The organism is Granulicella sibirica, from assembly GCF_004115155.1.
Lineage (GTDB): Bacteria > Acidobacteriota > Terriglobia > Terriglobales > Acidobacteriaceae > Edaphobacter > Edaphobacter sibiricus.
Genome location: NZ_RDSM01000003.1, coordinates 391,948 through 410,740 on the forward strand (window position 1 = coordinate 391,948; position 18,793 = coordinate 410,740).

The 18,793-nt window shown below is 59.1% G+C and carries 11 protein-coding genes; 4 read left to right on the forward strand and 7 right to left on the reverse strand.

Annotated features, from left to right (window positions below):
- Positions 1 to 68 precede the first annotated feature (68 nt).
- Complete coding sequence (locus GRAN_RS18260; RefSeq protein WP_128914488.1) at positions 69 to 2,798, forward strand: TonB-dependent receptor; 2,730 nt, start codon at positions 69 to 71, stop codon at positions 2,796 to 2,798.
- A 165-nt stretch (positions 2,799 to 2,963) separates the two neighbouring features.
- Here the strand turns inward: GRAN_RS18260 and GRAN_RS18265 are convergent, their stop codons facing one another.
- From GRAN_RS18265 to GRAN_RS18290, 6 genes are all read right to left on the reverse strand, one after another.
- Entirely contained in the window at positions 2,964 to 3,623 is a 660-nt protein-coding gene (locus GRAN_RS18265; RefSeq protein ID WP_128914489.1) for a cytochrome c3 family protein, read from the reverse strand.
- Positions 3,624 to 3,671: 48 nt separating this feature from the next.
- Positions 3,672 to 5,243 carry a GMC oxidoreductase gene (locus GRAN_RS18270; protein ID WP_128914490.1) on the reverse strand — a complete coding sequence of 524 codons (1,572 nt, stop codon included), beginning with the start codon at positions 5,241 to 5,243 and terminating at the stop codon, positions 3,672 to 3,674.
- A gap of 32 nt (positions 5,244 to 5,275) precedes the next feature.
- Positions 5,276 to 6,031: a gluconate 2-dehydrogenase subunit 3 family protein gene (locus GRAN_RS18275; protein ID WP_128914491.1), complete on the reverse strand. Its 756-nt coding sequence runs from the start codon at positions 6,029 to 6,031 to the stop codon at positions 5,276 to 5,278.
- Positions 6,032 to 6,077: 46 nt separating this feature from the next.
- Entirely contained in the window at positions 6,078 to 8,240 is a 2,163-nt protein-coding gene (locus GRAN_RS18280) for an ATP-binding protein (RefSeq protein ID WP_161571045.1), read from the reverse strand.
- A 229-nt stretch (positions 8,241 to 8,469) separates the two neighbouring features.
- Positions 8,470 to 8,634 carry a hypothetical protein gene (locus tag GRAN_RS18285; protein WP_128914493.1) on the reverse strand — a complete coding sequence of 55 codons (165 nt, stop codon included), beginning with the start codon at positions 8,632 to 8,634 and terminating at the stop codon, positions 8,470 to 8,472.
- 57 nt (positions 8,635 to 8,691) lie between these two features.
- A complete protein-coding gene (locus GRAN_RS18290) occupies positions 8,692 to 8,901 on the reverse strand; it encodes a response regulator (protein ID WP_128914494.1) in 210 nt (69 codons plus the stop codon).
- Positions 8,902 to 9,240: 339 nt separating this feature from the next.
- On the opposite strand from GRAN_RS18290, the gene GRAN_RS18295 reads away from it, so the two are divergent.
- The 3 genes from GRAN_RS18295 (at position 9,241) to GRAN_RS18305 (ending at position 17,659) form a co-directional block, all read left to right on the forward strand.
- Complete coding sequence (locus GRAN_RS18295) at positions 9,241 to 12,195, forward strand: ligand-binding sensor domain-containing diguanylate cyclase (protein WP_128914495.1); 2,955 nt, start codon at positions 9,241 to 9,243, stop codon at positions 12,193 to 12,195.
- A 401-nt stretch (positions 12,196 to 12,596) separates the two neighbouring features.
- A complete protein-coding gene (locus GRAN_RS18300; protein ID WP_128914496.1) occupies positions 12,597 to 16,232 on the forward strand; it encodes a hypothetical protein in 3,636 nt (1,211 codons plus the stop codon).
- 65 nt (positions 16,233 to 16,297) lie between these two features.
- Complete coding sequence (locus GRAN_RS18305) at positions 16,298 to 17,659, forward strand: DNA polymerase domain-containing protein (RefSeq protein ID WP_128914497.1); 1,362 nt, start codon at positions 16,298 to 16,300, stop codon at positions 17,657 to 17,659.
- A gap of 7 nt (positions 17,660 to 17,666) precedes the next feature.
- On the opposite strand, the gene GRAN_RS18310 is transcribed toward GRAN_RS18305, so the two are convergent.
- Entirely contained in the window at positions 17,667 to 18,749 is a 1,083-nt protein-coding gene (locus GRAN_RS18310; protein WP_128914498.1) for an ATP-dependent DNA ligase, read from the reverse strand.
- Positions 18,750 to 18,793 lie beyond the last annotated feature (44 nt).

Here is an 18,793-nt window from a genome sequence, read left to right on the forward strand (position 1 = left end):
ACGATCTGGAACCGAGCTGGTCTACTCTTCGTATCCCAACCAGCCGTTCAAGCTCAGGAGAAGTTTTAATGCGACATCTGTTCTTCGCGGCGGCACTCTTGCCGGCGTTAGCTGTTTCCTTGGCCTCACGTGCCCGCGCTCAGACACCGTGCCCTGGCAAACCCCTCACCGGCACGGTCCAGGACAGCACCGCCGCCGTGATCCCCGGTGCCCGCGTTCAACTGGACGGTAGCCCGAGTCAGACCAGCGGCGGCGATGGCCGTTTCCGCTTTCCGTGCGTCGGCCCTGGCCCTCACCACCTTGCGACCAGTGCCAACGGATTCGCGCCTCTCGAGCAGGAGCTACCCTCGCGCTCGACAAACGACCTCCACATCACCCTGGTGCCCTCGGATTCCATCACCGTCACCGTCGATGCGGGAGATTCCGGTACTCAGCCCGTGCTGGGTGGACTCAACGGGGGCACGCTCTCCGGGGACCAGCTCACGACCCTGGCGGACGATCCCGACGACCTCCAGCGCGAACTCCAGCAGTTGGCGGCGTCGGCCGGTGGACCCCCCTCCGGAACCGTTATCTCTGTCGACGGCTTTCAGGACGATAGCCCGCTACCTCCCAAGTCCTCCATCGCCCGCGTCGAGGTCAATCCCGACCTGTTTTCCTCTGAGAATCGCCAGCCGCCCTTTGAAGGCGGTCACATCCAGATCTATACCAAGCCCGGCGCGAAAAACTTCCATGGCTCGCTCTTCACCACCAACTCCTCGCAGTTTATGAACGCCCGCGATCCCTTTTCCGATGCACCTGCCGCGATAGGCAAGCAGCGTTACGGCTTCACTCTCAACGGCCCCGTCCGCAAAGAAGGCTCCAACTTCTCGTTCGCGCTGGAGCACCGGTCGATCGATGACTTCGCTGTGGTCAACGCGATCACCCTGGACTCGGCTGGCAATCAGACCTCTACCGTCGCGAATGTTCCCCTGCCGCAGCGCCTGTGGATCGGGAGCGGCCGTTTCGATGTGCAGCTCGGCCCGAAGAACATCGCCTTCGCCAGCTACTCTGCCAATGTGGACCATCTCTCGAACGTTGGTGTCGGTGGAACCACACTGCTCGAAAGCGGCTACGACTCCCAGACCTACGATCACGTTCTCCGCTTCAGCGATACCACCACGATCTCTCCGAACCTCCTGCACGAAGGCCGCGTCAGCGTCGACTTTCGCGGCGAGATCGACGTTCCCACATCAACTGCGCCACAGATTCAGGTCGCAGGTGCCTTTACCGGAGGGGGCGCCAATATCGGCAATCAGCGCATACGCCAGATCCGCACGGAGTGGGACGACGACTTCATCTACACGAAGGGCAGGCACTCGCTCAAAGCCGGTCTCCAGTTCTTCGATTACGTCGAGCACCAGACCCTCACCACCAACTTCAATGGAACGTATATCTTTGGCGGAGGCACCGCCCCTGTGCTGAACGGCAACACCCCAACCGCAGCCACGGAGACCATCAGCGGTCTCGAACAGTATCGCCGAGCCTTGCTTGCACTTCCGGGCGGAACCCCAAGCCAGTACTCCTCCGTTTCCGGCAACCCGCAGGTTGACCTCACCGAGCTCTACAGCGCCTTCTTCTTTCAGGACGACATGAAGCTCCGGTCGAACCTCACGCTATCGCTCGGCCTCCGCTACTTCGTGGCGAATCATCCGTTCCAGGCCGACGGCGTCAGCCCTCGCGCAGGCGTATCCTGGGCACCGGGCGGCAGCAAAACGCTCAACCTTAATGCCCACCTCGGGCTCTTCAGCGGCCATAGCCCCAACGGTCTCGCCTTCACGCAAGCAGAGCTCCTCCGGCAGGACGGCACGAATCGCGTCACCTCGCTTGTCTACGATCCCGTCTACGGCACCCCTGCCACCACCGGCAGCTCCGTCGTCCAATCCATCCGCACTCTCGCACCCAACTACGGCAGCAACCAGACCTTGATGGCGCAGGTGGGTGCCGACAAGACGCTACCCTTCGGGTTCTCCCTCTCTTCGAATATCATCTACATCCGGGGCTGGCGCCAGGAGCGCACCCTCAACGTCAACACGCCTCTGAGCGGCTCACCGACCGGGCCCCGTCCCGGCGCCGCCAACCTCGACGTTCTGCAACTGCAGAGCTCAGCGGATGCTGCCGGGGACATCGAATTCGGTGGTATCGGCAACCAGAAGCTCAAGGCAGTCCAGTTCTTCGTCGGGGCGGTGAGGATCCACATTCTTTCGGATACGGATGACAACGCCTTTCTCACTCCGCAAAGCTCCTCGACCAACGCCGGGGAGTATGCCCGTGAGACCGGTAACTCACTCTGGCAGAACTTCGCCAACGTCACGGCTCATCTACCCGGGAAGGTCGTCCTGAGTACCAACTACTACGGCAACGGCAACTCTCCCTTCAACCTGACAACTGGCTTTGATAACAACGGCGATGGCAACTTCAACGACCGCCCTCAGTTTGCTCTTCCCGGCCAGGCAGGGGCTGTTAGTACTCCGTTTGGCACCCTTGTCGCAACCGGAGGCACTGGCGTTCTCGCCCGCAATATTGCGAGCCTTCCCTGGAGCTTCCACGTTGACGGCAACATCCAGCGCGTCTTCAACATCACTCGCGACCCGAAAGCGGACCATCGGCAGACCCTGACAGCGAATGTCCGCTCCTCGAACCTCCTCAATCACACGAATGTCACCTCGGAGGGCGGTGTGCTCGGATCGCCCTTCTTCCTGGTTCCTTATTCCGCAGACAACGGTCGACGTATCGAAGGGGGACTCCGCTACAACTTCTAGTGAGCTACGGGGCGGCTTGAAATCCCAAGTTGAAATTACCGGATCCCGCAAGGCGTAGGTAGCCGCAAGGGAAGGGACCGACGGGTCCGTGCAGAAAGGCACACGATATTAGGGTTAGACTCTTTTCGGTTGGCTTGTCCTGGACCTGGCTCCTCGTGGACCTCGCTACAGCATAGGCGCATGAAGGAAAGCTTCCGCGGCGCTTAGACGCCGCTCCTCAGAAGATCCCGACACCATGGACTTCGACGTCTTTCCCGAAGGAACTTGGAGGCGGGCCAAAACGACACCGTCGGCATCAAAAGGCGAGTGGCCGTTCTTCGACATAATCCCGTGACACGTATCGCATCCGGTCGGAGCCTGCTTTGCCGAATGGCAGGCAATGCAGCTTCCCATGTTTGTGGGATGTTCAAGTGCAATGGCAGTCCGCTCAGCGACCGGCCCATGGCACTCCTCGCACTTGTTGCCCGCTGCCGTGTGAGTCTTGTGGCTGAAGGTCACGAACGAAGGCACACGGTAGACGCGAACCCAGGGAATGCTGTCTTCATTCTTCGCCGCGGCCGCCAGGCGCTGAATATCCGGCTTGTCCGTCGCAACCGACGCATGGCACAGCATGCACTTCGGGGGCTGCGGCATGCTGACCGTCGAACCGTCACCGCGAGATTCATGACAGTCGTTGCATTCGAGCTTCGCAGTCTGAATGTGCAGCTTGTGGTTGAAGGCGATGGGCTGCGCCGGGGCGGCCGGCTTAGACGCGCCACCGTCCTGCGCGCGGAGACCAGCGCTCAGGCCGAAGAGTATGACGAACATCAGCAGCAAGTTCCGCACGCAAAATCCCTTCTTCTGGAAAACAGCAGTATCTTATGACGTCGAACGTTAGACGTTGCCCTTCCGCATCTCCTCGGCGAGATAATCCGAAGCACGCATGGCGAGCGTGCACATGGTAATCGTCGGATTCTGCCAGCCCGCACTTACGAAAACGCTTGCATCGGTGATGAAGAGGTTCTTCATATCGTGGCTCTGATTCCACTTGTTGACGACGCCCTTCTTCGGATCGTCGCTCATGCGCGCTGTGCCCTGCTCATGAATCGAGAAGCCAGGCGGGTTGAACTCGTAGTTTTTGACCAGGATATCGAAACCAGCGTCTTCGGCCATCGCCGACATGGTGTCGATATAGTCCTTGGTCATGTTGGTCTCGTTGCTCGTGTACTTCGTATAAATGTTGAGCGTGGGCATGCCCCAGGCATCCACGACATCTTTGTTGAGCGTAACGTGGTTCTCGTAATGCCCAAGCGTCTCGCCCATGATGTTTGTCGAGAAGGAACTCCCGTTATAGCTTTGCAGCTTCTTATCCAGTTCCTTGCCATAGAACGGCAGAGAGCGCGCGTCGAACGGACCGTTATTGTTGGAGACGTTGACGGCATAGCGGCGAAGAAAGCCATCGCTCTTCGTATCCAGGTTGCGAAAGCCCGGAATCAGCGCGCCTCCGCCCATCAGGCCCTTGCCGCCCTTGCCGTCGCGTGCCTCTGGAACCGAGCAGATGATACCCGCGCCATAGATCTGGTCCGTGAGATAGTGCCCGAGAGCGCCACTCGAGTTGCAGATATTCGAGATCATCAGCAGACGGGTCGTCTCCAGAGTTCCCGCGGCAACGATCACCACCCTTGCCTTCAAGACCATCTCGCGGTGCGAGTGGCGGTCAACAAATAGAACTCCGTCAGCTAGGCCAGTCGCCTTGTCCACCGTGATCTGCCGAACGATCGCGTTGGGTATCGTCGTCAGCTTCCCGGTGGCCACCGCATCCGGAATCACCAGGTTGATGGAAGCGGCCATCCCATCCTTGCCCAGCGCCGACCGCGCCTTCGTAACCGGCACACCATGCTTCTTGCCGGCGTTCACAAACCGCTGCATGGCCCCGGACCAGGGAGAATTATCTTCGATGAACTTACCGTCAGGATACTGCGGCAAACCATCGGTGTGTCCCGTGACCCGGAAGATCTCTTCCACGCGCGGATAATAAGGCTCCAGGTCCTTCAGCGAGATCGGCCAGTTTTCGCCGAAGCCGTCATGATCCTTGCTCTTGAACTCGTAGTCGCTGTGGCGGAAAGACTGACGTCCCCAGAACGGCGAACGTCCACCAACGCTGCGTACCCGAACCCAGTTGTAGATCTGATCAGGCGGATGGTAGTAAGGAATGGTCTTCTCATCCACCCACATGTTCGCGTTGAACTCGCTCGCCTGGAAGACGTGCGGCAAACGGCCCGGCGCATCGAATCCTCGGTAAGGAAGCTCGTGTACCGGCTTCAGCTCGCGATCCTTCTCGAAGTTCAGCATCGGACCGGCATCCAGCATCGTGCAGGCGATACCTTTTTCCGTCAGAATCTTTGCGGCCATTCCGCCGGTATGTCCCGACCCGATGATGAGGACGTCCACCTTCTTCTGTGCCATGCTCTCTGCTCTCTTCTCTCAGGATCCGAATCTTAGGAATGCTTCTGTTTCGAGGTTGGTGTGGCCTGCGCCATGCCGTTGCTCACCCATGTCTGCGTGCCCGGATCGATCGGATGCCAGTAAAGTCCCACGCCCGGCGTACGCTCGCCGAGCGCCTCAGCTGCCTTCGCCCAAACCGGCGAGTTCATCGTGGCCGTCCTAATGTCGCGGTGCGCCAGGTTAACGAAACGGATGTGACCCTCCGTCGGCGGATGATCATTCATCCATCCCTTCAGATGAGGACGGATGACGGCATCGGCCTGCTTCGCGTCAGCCTTCGCAAACGGAATGTTGAACTGCTTCATGCTGTCGGCGTTGAGGCGATCAAGGCCGTTGTTGTACATGGCCTGTTGTTCGCGGGGCGACGCCCCGATATAAAAGTCCAGGAACTCCGGCGTACCGGCTTTCAGGGCGCTTGGATAGTCGTCACCAGCCGGCATGAACACCTCGCAGAGATGCGTCAAGGTCGCGAAACGCACCGGGGTGAAATAACGCGTCTCCGTGATCGCCACGTCATCCGGTTGCGAGATCGGGATGTTCGGCGTCCGGACCTGCGCATCCCGCTGGACGCGGGAGATTGCCCGCGGACTGGAGGCCGCTGACGGGTTGACAGCCATCGTTCCCTGATCGACTGTGTTCGTAGCCGGAGGCGGATTCTGCGCCTGCGCGCCCGAATTCTGCTGTCCAAACGCTGTACTTGCCGTTGCCGTGGCGACAGCAAGGCCCTTCACAAAGTCGCGCCGTTTCATGCGACAGATGCTACGTGGTAACGATCATCATAGTCAATCGCCTGGTTTAGGCCGTAGCCATCCACTCGTCACTCGCGGCGAATCCAGCCAACTTGCCGGCGCAGGTAGGTACCGTGAAGGAGAAGACCGTACCTCTCTGAGGAGCGTCGGAGATCCGGATCCGCCCACCCTGTCTCGTGACTAGGTCTTTTGCTATATGAAGGCCCAGTCCGAGTCCGTTTCGGCCAGATCCGTTTGGTTCCCCCTGGCCGGCTCTGTCGATCTGGTAGAGATTCTCGAAAACCCGCCCCCTCTGCTCCGGTGGAATTCCGCATCCCGTATCCGAGACCTGCACGAGCAGGTAGCCGGCACTCTCTTCCGAGACCTGGACGCTGATTGTGCCACCCTCAGGGGTGAACTTGATGGCATTGTCGAGAAGAATGATCAGGATCTGGCGAAGACGGGTAGGATCGGCATAAGCGTTGTCAATTTCGATTTGACACTCCGACCGAAGCGAAAGGTTCTTGCGAGCGGCTGCGCCCTGCATCGTGTCGATGGTATCCGAGACGGCCTCCTGTGCCGAGATCGCCTGCGGATGGATGCTCAGCTTGCCTTCCCTCATTTGCGTGACGGTTAGAAGATCCTCAATCATGAACTGAAGCTGTTCGACATTCTTGAGAACGATGCCAAGATATTGCTTCTGCTCTGCCGTCGTGCTCCCGGCAAGGCCGTCCGCAATGATGGAACTGAAGGAATAGATCGACGTAAGCGGAGAGCGTAGCTCGTGCGAGACGTGCGAGAGGAAGTCATCCTTCAGCTTCAACTCCATTTTGTCCACGCGTCTCGTCTCCGCGATCAGGCTGCGCTGTTCGGTCGCATCGTGAAAGACCAGCACCGCTCCGCGAAGTTCACCTCGATCTCCGAGAATAGGGGCCGCCGAGTCCTCGATGCCTAACTGGCTTCCGTCGCGGGAGATGAGGTTCGTATTCGGTGCAAGGTTGGTAGCGCTTCGGCTTGCAAGGCACACGACGACCGGATTGTTGACGGCCGCACCTGACTCGGCATGAACGATCTGGAAGACCTCCGTGATCGGCAACCCGATGGCCTCGCTGACAGACCATGCGGTCATCCGCTCGGCGACGGGATTCATCCAGGTGATGTTGGAATAGGCGTCGGTCGTGATAACACCGTCTCCGATGGACTGGAGGGTGACACGGAGCAATTCGTGTTGCTGAGCGAGCGCTGCGGTCAACTGCCTCGATTCAGTGACATCCCAGTTCGCTCCCACCATGCGAATCGGCTCTCCGGCATCATCACGGGATATCTGCGCAGTCGCGCGAATGTTGTGGATGCTACCATCCTGCCATAAGACTCTGAACTCCATATCGTATGGCTTTCCACCGGCCAGTGCGTCGTGGAGCGCACCCACAACAGACTCCCGATCGTCAGGATGAAGTTGTTCGCGCCACAGCATCTCGTCGGCGGGCTCGCCGGTGTATGTCATGCCGTGAAGACGATGCATCCACCGGTCACAGTGAACAAACCCCTTGGCGATATCCCAGTCCCAGATACCGATCCCACCACTATCGGTGGCGAGCGCGACTCGCTCGTTGGCGTCCCTGAGCGCCGTGCGTTCTGCAACCCTGGCGGTTACATCCTGGAAGGCCCCAGCCAGTCGGATCGGAACACCATCCTTAAGCTCCGCCGCTCCGACGGTGCGGACCCAAATGCGAACGCCGTCGCAGCGAGTGACGGAAAGCTCGAGGTCCCATCCTTCCCCACCCTCGCATGCTCTCTGCACCGCGGCGGTAATGATCGGGCGGCACTCGGGCGTGTAGAAAGCGAGTCCTTCTTTGAGCGTCGGCTTGTAATCGAGCGGAACTCGATGGATGCGGTAGGTTTCCGCCGACCACGTTACTTCGTTGGTAACAAGGTCCACCTCCCAGCCACCAACGCCCGCAATCGTTCCAGTGCGCTCGAGGAACTCCTCGCTCTTTCTCAAGGCTTCACTGCGTTGCTGGTCAGACACGAGAAGGTCAAAGAAACGCGTGATGTTTTTCGCAATGGCCTGCGATCGCCAGGCGAACAGGATCCCGGCTGGGATCGACGCGGTGGCACAAATGATCTTCAAGGCAATAGAGAACTGGTAGAGAGGGAACCAGATGTTGATGATGCGGATCAGGATCGTAGCGCCACTGGCAGCAACAAAGATCTTGAAAGCGGCAAACACCCAAAGGTGAGCTCTGATTCCCGGTATGTGCTTGATCCTCGATAACAACCATCGAAGCCCGAGAAGAAATGAAGCATACGAGATCACCGTCAGCACATCGGACAGCACGTTTGTCCAGAGCAGCCAGGGGTGCGCCATGTAAAGCGCGCGCCGGGGCGAGTACTCTGAGGTGAGCAAAGTTTGAACAGGACCCGAAGAGAGAAGAAGCAGGAGCGAAGTCGGCTGCATGTCAGGAGTGTGTCGCAACTTTGCAAGCGTCAAGGTCGTAGACGACCGAATCGGGATCCGATCCTGATTCGAGTATCCGCTCGATCGAGCGCAGGAGCTCGGCGTTCTTGACGGGCTTCTGCAGGAAAATTCGTGCGCCGCAGTTGAGAGCGCGATCTTGATTCATCAACCGATTCCGTCCAGAGACAACGATTACAGGGATCTTTGCCAGCTCATCGAGAGCCTAGAGACGTTCGAGAACAGTAAAGCCGTCGCCCGCCGGAAGGCCAAGATCGAGAAGGATCAGGTCGGGCTGGCGCCGCCGCGCCTCCGCAATGGCTGAAACGCCGTCCTCCGCCGCCTCTACCTCGTAGTTGTTGGCGCGCAGCCTGATCTTCAGGGCAAGGCGCATCTCCGGATCATCGTCCACTACCAGGATCTTCTTCAGCTTCATTTGCGGTGGCCTCCGCAAGCTTCGACCAGCAACACGTTCTGCCCTTGGTGTCTGGGTGCGATTTGCTCGCTCACGCTTCTATCGGGACCAAGCGCAAGGCCGTTCAGGCGTATCCAGCCAAGCTGACTGCAACGTTTGGGGAATGCTTCGGTAAGTGGGGAATACACACTCATAGCGTCCGTGCCCCGTTTGTGTCATTGCGGTTAATTCGACGAACAATCACACTCGTCGAAATAGCCTCCTTCCAGCAGGAGACACGCGCGCCGAAGACCGTGGCATCGCGATGGATGATTAACGAAGTTATTGACGGCGATCGAAGCAAGAAGATGGTGAGAAGCGATGGGCTATCTCCGGAAAGTTCGAGTGCGGCGAGCGAAGTATCTCGCAACTTTACTCATCGTCCTCGTCTCCTTCTCGTCTGTCATCTTCGCGTCGGAATCCAAGCTGACGCAATATACCCAGACGGAACTGACCGATAGAAACGGACTCCCGCAGAATTCTGTCGCTTCGGTGACGCAGACGCGCGACGGCTATCTCTGGTTTGGCACGCAGGAAGGCTTCGCCCGCTTCGACGGAATTCGATTTACCGTCTTCAACACACTCAATAGCCGAGGCTTGAAGGATAACTATATCCAACTCCTCGCTTCGGGTCTGGATGGAAGCGTTTGGATCGGGACCAGGAGCGGGCTAACCCGCTATAGAGAGGGTGTATTTCGCAGTTACATTACGGCCGATACCCCGCTCACTACGCTCTTCGCAAGCCGCGACGGAAGCATCTGGGTCGGAAGTGCGGGACGGCTGTACTCGGTCAAAGATGATCAAGTTCGTCTCTACGGAGCAAAGGACGGGTTGCCGTGCAATGATATCCGCGGCATTGCCGAGACTCCGGACGGAACCATGTGGTTTGCGACGGCCCAGGGGCTGATGAGCCTGAAAGATGGTCGCTTCCGGCTCTACACAACAACCGACGGTCTTCCGGATAGCAACATTCTAAGAATCGTCGCCTCCCATAACGGATCTCTGTGGTTGGCGACCCCCAAAGGGATCGCTCACTGGGATCCAGGTCATGGCCTCCTCGAGAATATAGCCACAGCCAGCATGCCCTCACACGCGCGCATCAGTTCCCTGCTTGTGGACCATGAAGGAATGCTGTGGGTCGCCTTCATGCACAGCGGAATTGCCTCATTTTCCAAAGGCTCGCTCACTGGCTATACGCATCGCGACGGCTTGCCCTCGGATGATGTGTCCGCCATCTACGAGGACCGTGCCAACCACCTTTGGATTGGACTCGCGGAGGGTGGCGCGGTGGAACTCCGAGAGGGGCTCTTCGAGAGCTTCGGGGAGAAGGAAGGTCTCTCCGAGAACATGATCTGGACCGTCTTGCAGGCCCGCGACGGAAGCGTCTGGGTCGGCACGAACAGCACCGGTCTGAATCATGTCACGAAAGATGGAAAAGTACGCGTATTTACAACCCGGGATGGCTTGCCCGATGGGTCGGTGAATGGCCTCAGTGAGGCGAGGGACGGAAGTCTCTGGATCGGTTCAGAGCACGGTATTCTCAGCCGGCTTTTCAATGGCCACATTACCTCCTTTCGAGACGCCGAGAGCCCCGACGCGCGGATTGCTTCGATCCTCGAGGATAGAAATGGCGATCTGTGGCTCTCGTTCCACGAACTCAACGGACTCGTGCGGTTTCATGATGGAAAGTTTGAGCACTACAAATCACCGGGGCTGCTGAATACGTCTGTCTTCGCTCCCGATGGTTCGATCTGGCTCGGCTCGGATCATGGGGGAGTAACTCACTTCTCTTCTGGAACCTTTACGAGCTACACCACGGCAAATGGCTTGTTGAGCAACTTCGCCCAGGCGATCTATGTCGATCCTGAAGGAGTCACCTGGGCGGGAACATCGCCTGGCGGCTTGAACCGTATCAAGGATGGCAAGATTACGACGTACTCTGTCGCCCAGGGCCTGTTCGATCTGACAGTTGGTGCGATTGTCGAGGACGATTCCGGCAACCTCTGGATGACGTGTAACAAAGGTATCTTCCGGGTAAGCAAGAAGGAACTCAATGACTATGCGGATGGAAAGATCTCTTCCATCCATTCCATCGTGTATGGGACCCCTGACGGGATGAGGGTTGCTGAGTGTAACTTTGGCGCAAGTCCGTCGATCTGGAAAGGCGAGAATGGACGCCTCTGGTTTGCCACGGTTGCTGGCGTCGCTTCGATCGACCCAAGGCTCGGCCAGGTCGTTCCTTCTCCGCCGCCCGCGACGGTCGAAAGCGTGGTGGTCAACCAGAAGGTAGTTCCGTTCCAGCGGGAGGTTATAGCTGGGCCAGAGAGCACCGATCTCGAAATCCAGTTCACCGCGCCTGACTTTGTTGCTCCCGAGCGCATCCGATTCCGCTACCGGTTGCGTGGATTCGACCCGAATTGGGTTGAGGTAGGACCGCGGCGACAGGCGTTCTACACCAGACTGCCGCCAGGCCACTACTTCTTCGAGGTGCAGGCAGCACATGGCGAGGGGGAGTGGGGACCGAGCGCTCCGGGAATCAAGCTTCGCATGACACCGCACTTCTGGCAGACGGGATGGTTTCGTCTCTCCTGCGGATTGCTCCTCATTCTGATCTCGGTGGTGACCTATCGCATAAGGACAGGTTATCTTGTACGCCGTAACGCCGAGTTGGAGCAGCGGGTCTTGCAAAGGACGGCCGAGCTCCAGAAGGCGACCAGGGCCGCGGAAGCAGCTCAGGCAGCCCTGCATGAGCAGGCCACGAGGGACGGCCTCACAAGGGTGTGGAATCGCCGTTCCATCTTTGAGATTCTGGAACGTGAGATCGATCGATCCCGGCGAGAGGACGGCGACGTGTGCGTCGTGATGGCCGATCTAGATCACTTCAAACAGGTCAACGACACGCACGGACATCAGGCCGGCGATTGTGTGCTCCAAGAGGTGGCCCGGCGAATTTCAGGTCTTATGAGACCGTACGATTCGGTTGGCCGCTATGGCGGCGAGGAGTTTCTGATCGTACTTCCAGGTTGCACGCAGGCCGACGCCTTCACGAGAGCGGAGGAATTTCGCCAAGCCGTCTACGGCATTCCGATACCGTTTGGGCAGAAGAGTGTTACGGCGACCTGCAGCTTCGGACTCGCGGCAGCGGTCAACGCGGCGAACTGCGAGGAGATGGTGGCTGCGGCGGATGAAGCCCTATACGTAGCCAAGCGAACCGGTAGAAACAAGGTTCACGTGTACGCCATCGAAGAGAGTCTTTCGACGATTATCTTCAACTAGCAAGTTCAACTTCATCATGCGCGTTCCTTCGTGGTCGCGGAGATGATCTGAGGCTATTCGCTATATAGCTCTCAGCCGGCACGGAAGTGCTCTGCGCCTGCAGCCTCCAAAACAAGGATAAGTCTCCGTTCCAATCCAGAACGCCCCGATGCGTCGTCTGAATAATTATGGGGAGAAAGACATCCCCCTCCCATGCCTGACGTTAATTCGGGGCCGAGCCGATCACGCGAACGAGCCTCGTTGGCTATTTCGCCGTTCATTGCGATGCATGCAAAAAGTGCTACTGATTGTTCCGGGCTGTCTTGCTGGTTGAGACGGATGTAACGCTGTGTTACCTTTTCCCACCATCGTTACATGGGCACAGGCTACGGAACGCCCCACCCTTTTGCAGGTGATTTGCTATGGCGCAGCGCTCCCTCATTACTGGTATCGTCGCCGCCGGCATCGCCGCCGCGGCCATGCGTGTCGGCACATCGGGGCCGTCCCCTCAACTCGGCGGCAGCAGTGGCTCCGCGGCGACGGCATCGTCCCATCGGCACACGAGCACGCTGGAAGAGACGATGGCGAAGATCGACTGGACCGAAGATCTAAAACGCCATCCAAAGGAAACGGGACAACGGTCCGCGGCAAAGGAATTAGATGATGCCATCGCTGACTTCTACACACCTCGCGGAAGCGAGGGAGAGTCGGCCCCCAAGCCATCATCCACTGCGCAATGCAGCGATCTCGAGGTCATGATCGCCATCGAGCCGGACCCGGCACACACCCGTCTCGCCCTCTGGTTCGACCGCGATCTCGACACCCTCGGCGATGCGCTCCAGGAAAGCGGTTACCAGTACCAGGGAAACTGGATGCCCTGGTCCGCGGAAGGCTCATCAAGCGCCCCCGGAGATCGCTTCCTCGACCGTCAGGAACAGCGGCTTTTCTTCGAGGGCCGCGAGCAGATGCCCGGGGTTCTTCTCTATAGACCAGGCCGAACGAAGGCTACTGAAGGCGCCTGTCCACCAAAGTCTCTCGAAGTGTTTGTCGTAGGAAATTCGCCGACATCGGGAATTAACGGAACTCAGTTTCGCGAAGCCATTCGCCAATTTGCCAGACGTTCGAATCAACAGGAGAAGCTAAAGATTCTTGGCCCAAGCTTCAGCGGATCCGGGCCCTCCTTACGATCTCTGATTGAGGAGATACCCACGCTCCTCGCACAGTCAGGGTCGACTTCATCCACGCACTCTTCCCCCACACTCAAGTCGGTCGAAGTTGCAAGTGGCTCCATCACGGATCCTGACTGCTCTCACTTTCTGCCGGGCGCACAACAAGCAAGCGGCGGCTGTAGCGTCATGACCGGCAACATACAGAGCAGCTTCGTCTCCTTCGCCCCTGACTCTTATTCGGTCATCAAGAGCACAGAAGACTTTCTCACCGACAACGCACACGGAAACATCGAGCCGTCGCGGATCGCGGTGCTCACCGAGGATGAGAGTAACTTCGGCCTTAATATCAGGGACGCCAGCAAGCCCACCGCCAATGGCTCCGCAACCAGATCAGCCGCGGGGACGGAGGAACGCAGCAAGGTCCTTAACGTCACCTACCCACGCGGCATCTCTCATCTTCGCACTGCTTACCAGAAGAGCAGTATCTGGGGCTTTGGCGGAACAACGGAGGGCTCCGGAAGCGTCAATCTCAATCTCGATTTCGATGAAACAACCATCGACGAGGATTCCGTCCCTGTCTTCGCCCACCAGCAGATGCCGGTTTCGCAGGAGAGCAACGTCTATCAGCTCACCACAATGCTGCGCGAGCGAGGCATTCAGGCAGTTATTCTCAGCGGCACAGACGTACTCGACGTAATCTTTGTCGCCCAGATCCTCGCGCGACAGGCTCCGAACCTGCTGATCGTCATCTGGGAAGCTGACGATCTGTTCCTCCGGTCCGCGACCAACAGTGTCTTCCGAAACATCTACTTCGTCGGGTCATGGCCTCTCATCTCCGAGAACTACTTCTGGAGTCTTCCTGCACATCAAGCGGGAGGACCGCCCGCCACCCAATTTCGAAACTTCACAAGCGATAACGCCGAAGGATTTCACACAGCCGTCCACTATCTCCTCAGGGACAGTGCTCCGCAAGACGGCTCGCCTGTTCTTGACCTTCCGGACTACCACTCGCCATTCCGGCGGGAGACGTTCGGGCATCCCCCGTTGTGGCTATGTTCCGAGGATAATGGCCGATTCTGGCCGGTCGCTCTGCTTGACGCGAACGCCGGTGATACGAAGCGATCGAACTTCCACCTGCCTGACCTCAAACTCTCGAGAGAACCGGCCGGTCTTGACCAACCCCTTCCTCCCCCCGCCTCGCAACGGTTCTTTCTGGTCATTCTGTCCCTGTTAAGTTTGGCTCACCTCTACTTCTGTCTTGACTTCAAACTCCCGAAGCCGCAAGGCGTCGAGGCTCACTACCTGACGAACGATAGAACGACCCGCACCGCTAAGCTCCTGCTTCTTCTCGGCATCAATCTGGTTGGCGTCTTTATGCTCGCCGTTCTTCTTCCTCCGCCTGCCCGGCTTGGCTTACTCAGTGCCTCGACAGCGCTTCCCTTTGCCATCAGCATGCTTTGTCTCTCGACGGCCGCAACTCTTCTCCTGGGCCGGTTGCCTTCGACCTCTCCCGGGAAGTGGACGTACGTGCCTCTGTTCCTAGTAGTTGTTGCGGGAACGACCTCGTTCTGGCTCCTGCTCTGGCGGATTCTCCCCCCGTCGATGGGAGTCGATGGAATGCACGCGCTCTTCGCCTACCGCGTCACGCAGCCTCTGAGCGGAGCCTCGCCCGTTCACTCGTTGTTTCTTGCTTCCGCAGGTCTTGCTTATGTCCTCTACAGCCATCTGGGACGTCTCAACTTCACCAGCCAGCTCGCCCCGCGGCTGCCGGACAATAGCGGCTCGATCCCAAACATCCCGAATCAGCAAGGCTCCAACCGGGTCACCTCCTTGCTGCACTATCCGCCCACGCGGAAGCAGTGGGGCCCTAAGGCTCTGTCGCTCGCAATCCTCTCCGTCACCGCGCTCCTTCTCTGCTGCGCCGCGGATGTCTCCCCTCGTGTCTTCGATGGCCGAGCAACTCATGTCTGTCTGGAGCTTCTCCTCTCGCTCGTCCTCGTCGCCATCCTGTGGGATCTCGCGATGGCATTTGCCATCTGGTCGAACCTCAGTAGCCACATCCTCCAGCCGCTTGAGAACTCCTCCCTCCGCCGGGCGTTCAACGCCATCGGAGGTCTTACCTGGAAGTCTTTCTGGATGCCACAGAACTCTGTCTCCCAGTACCGCGCGATCTTTCGCCTGTTGGAGCAGGCGGAACGGAAACCGCTCCTGCCTGAAAGCCAGACCATCGTCTCCGGAGGAAAGAATCTCCAGCAGAAGGCAGTTTCTCTTTGGAAGGAATACAAAAGAAGTCCGAGGTTGAGCCCGCCCGTCCTGCAGGCCTTCGACGATGTCCAGCAAGGAATCCAGACCTTGGCCGACTCGCTCCTGGACAAGCTGCACATCCATTGGAGTCGTGAGGTTGTCTCGATTACTGCCCCCGATCTCGAGTCCCCCGAAGAAGGCTGCAAATGCCCCGAGAAGCCCTCGCCCACCGAAGCGAGGCATCTGGCACGCGAGGAATGGGTCGCCCTTGTCTATCTGCATTTCAGCCGCATGGTCCTCGCCCAGATTCGTTCCCGCCTCATGACCGCCGCCGTGCTCTACTTTTTCCTCGTTTGGGCATGCACCTCCTACCCGTTTCTCAACCGTCACCTGATACTCATCGCCCTCTCCGTGACTCTCGGCATTCTCTCCGCGGTTGGCATCACCATCTTTGCCTCCATCAACCGCGATGCCGTCCTCAGCCGCGTCACCAAGAACACACCTGGGGAACTTGATTGGGACTTCCTGATCAAGACCGCTTCGCTCATCGGCATCCCAATCCTCAGCTTCGTCGCCACCCAGTTCCCAGAACTCGGTTCCTTTCTCTTCTCCTGGATCCAGCCAGGCATGACCTCGCTCAAATAGTGATCCCGATGGCCTGGTCACTGGCCGCCCAGAAAAGGCATCAAAGTTCGTTGGCGAGGACAACGATGGCGAAAGAAGACGACGCGGAGTTGCTCGAAGTAAGTGGCCGTATGGTGCGCATCAGCAGCCCGTCGAAGGCGTACTTCACACGCGGTGTACATCTCACAAAACTGGATATCGTCCGCTATTTTCTGGCCGTGGCTCCGGGTGCACTCCGCGGCATCCAGGATCGCCCTGTGGTCCTGAAACGTTTCGTCAATGGCGCGGAAGCAGAGCCCTTTTACCAAAAGCGCGCGCCCAGTGACCTGCCCGAGTGGATGCGAACGGTGACCCTCTCGTTCCCCTCCGGTCGCACCGCCGAAGAAGTCGTTGTCGATGATGCCGCCGGCATCGCCTGGATCGTGAACCTTGGCTGCATGGAGTTACATCCGCACCCGGTGCGCACCGGCGACCTCGATCATCCCGACGAGCTACGTGTCGATCTCGACCCACAGCCCGGCGTAGCGTGGACCGACGTCCGCGCTGTCGCTATGGAAGTGAAGGCGCTCCTCGACGAACTCGGCCTCGTCGCGTGGCCCAAGACCAGCGGCTCACGAGGCATTCACATCAACGTTCGCATTGAGCCGCGCTGGGGGTTCACCGAGGTGCGCCGGGCGGCGCTCGCGCTGGCACGCGCGGTCGAGAAGCGCTGTTCGCTTGCCAGCAGCAAATGGTGGAAGGAAGAGCGCCATGGCGTCTTCCTGGACTACAACCAGAACGCGAAAGATCGAACGACCTGCTCCGCCTATTCGGTCAGGCCGCTCCCCGATGCGCGCGTCAGCACGCCCCTCCGCTGGGATGAGGTGATGACCTGCGACCCTGCCGACTTTACCGTTCTTACGGTGCCGGATCGCTTCGCGAAGATCGGCGATCCACACGCCGCGATGAACGACTACGCCGGGGTGCTGGACGCCTTGCTGGAGCTGGCCGCACGTGACGAGTCCGAAGGCCTGGGCGACGCGCCTTGGCCGCCACACTTCCGCAAGATGGACGGCGAGCCTGCCCGCGTGCAACCTTCGAAATCGCGCGTCTCCGCCACAAGGAAGAAGCCGGCTCAGCCCGGCGGCGAAAATCCTGAGCCTGCGGCTGGTCCCCCCAAAAAAGGCCGCCGCCAGCCGGCCATGCCTCTGATCGTGATCGCGCAATCTCCTGACAAAGCTTCGGCGGAAGCTGGCTTGGAACGCTGGAAGCAACAACACCCCGAAGCTGCGGCACTTCTCGCGCCGGATGACATTCTGGTCGACCGCATGAGAGGCGCGTCCTACGTCTGGTATCGCATTCGCGTCAACCTGCGGCATATTCCGGAGACTTTGCGTCCCCCGCAGGGCACCCCTGATCCGGATGATGATCCAACGCGCGCCTGGCGCGAAACCAGGGAAGAGTCATAAGCATCCGCTAAGTTCCTTCCGAAAAGATGCTCATCAACTCGTGCGGCGGAACGACTTCAAGCTGCTCATACGTGCAGTCCTTCGGTGCCTTATCGGCACGCCAGCGCCGAAAGTGCGCAAGGTGACGAAACCGGTCGCCCTGCATATGCTCATACGCTACCTCGACGACAAGCTCGATACGCATCGGCTGCCAGCTTAGGTCTTTCCGCGCGTTCCATCGCGACTGCCCTCCGGGCATCCGGCCGCTGGCCTGCGCGGCCTCGTCGGCCCAGTCCGCCCACGGATGATCGCGCAACGCATCCTCACGATACGGCGCGAGGAATTCCACAAGCTCCTTGCGCTTCGCAGCCGTAAAGCTCGCGCAGACACCGACATGCTGCAGCTTGCCCACACCGCTGTAGAGGCCAAGCAGGAGCGAACCAATGGCTACCCCATCGCCATCTTTATGCCACCGGAAACCCGCCACGACACAGTCGCAGTCGCGCTCATGCTTGATCTTCAGCATGGTTCTCTTATCCGGCGTATACGGTCCGGAGATCGCCTTTGCGATCACGCCATCGAGGCCCGCTCCTTCAAAGCGCTTGAACCAATCCTGCGCCGTCGCGCGATCCTTCGTCGCAGGGGTCAGGTGCAGCGGCGCCTCCGCCTTCGCGAGAACGCGTTCGAGGTCAGCACGCCGCAGATGGAAAGGCTCATCGCGCAAATCGCGGCCCTCAAGCTGGAGCAAATCGAAGAAGACGACCGACGCCGGCGACGCTTCAGCCAACATCTTCACCCGAGTAGCCGCAGGATGGATCCGCAGGGTCAACGCATCGAAATCCAGGCCGCCATCGCGCGCGATGACCACTTCGCCATCCAGCACGCACTGTTCAGGCAGTTGCCGCAGTAACGGTTCGCGAAGTTCCGGAAAGTAACGATCGAGCGGCTTGCCATCGCGGCTTTGTATCAGCAGGTCGTCGCCGTTGCGAAAGATCACCGCGCGAAAGCCGTCCCACTTCGGCTCAAAGCTCCATACATCTGAGACTGAAGGAATCTCATCGACGCGCTTGGCGAGCATGGGCAGAATCGGTGACGGCAACGGCAAAGCCATGGGTCGTTGGATGCGTTCCGCGCGCGCGGCTGGAGATACATATT

What these genes read in the sequence shown, in the direction of transcription:
- GRAN_RS18295 (WP_128914495.1), top strand. Translation starts at nt 9,241, where the DNA reads ATGGGCTATCTCCGGAAAGTTCGAGTGCGGCGAGCGAAGTATCTCGCA.
- GRAN_RS18270 (WP_128914490.1), bottom strand. Translation starts at nt 5,243, where the DNA reads ATGGCACAGAAGAAGGTGGACGTCCTCATCATCGGGTCGGGACATACC.
- GRAN_RS18305 (WP_128914497.1), top strand. Translation starts at nt 16,298, where the DNA reads ATGGCGAAAGAAGACGACGCGGAGTTGCTCGAAGTAAGTGGCCGTATG.
- GRAN_RS18275 (WP_128914491.1), bottom strand. Translation starts at nt 6,031, where the DNA reads ATGAAACGGCGCGACTTTGTGAAGGGCCTTGCTGTCGCCACGGCAACG.
- GRAN_RS18260 (WP_128914488.1), top strand. Translation starts at nt 69, where the DNA reads ATGCGACATCTGTTCTTCGCGGCGGCACTCTTGCCGGCGTTAGCTGTT.
- GRAN_RS18300 (WP_128914496.1), top strand. Translation starts at nt 12,597, where the DNA reads ATGGCGCAGCGCTCCCTCATTACTGGTATCGTCGCCGCCGGCATCGCC.
- GRAN_RS18310 (WP_128914498.1), bottom strand. Translation starts at nt 18,749, where the DNA reads ATGGCTTTGCCGTTGCCGTCACCGATTCTGCCCATGCTCGCCAAGCGC.
- GRAN_RS18290 (WP_128914494.1), bottom strand. Translation starts at nt 8,901, where the DNA reads ATGAAGCTGAAGAAGATCCTGGTAGTGGACGATGATCCGGAGATGCGC.
- GRAN_RS18285 (WP_128914493.1), bottom strand. Translation starts at nt 8,634, where the DNA reads ATGAATCAAGATCGCGCTCTCAACTGCGGCGCACGAATTTTCCTGCAG.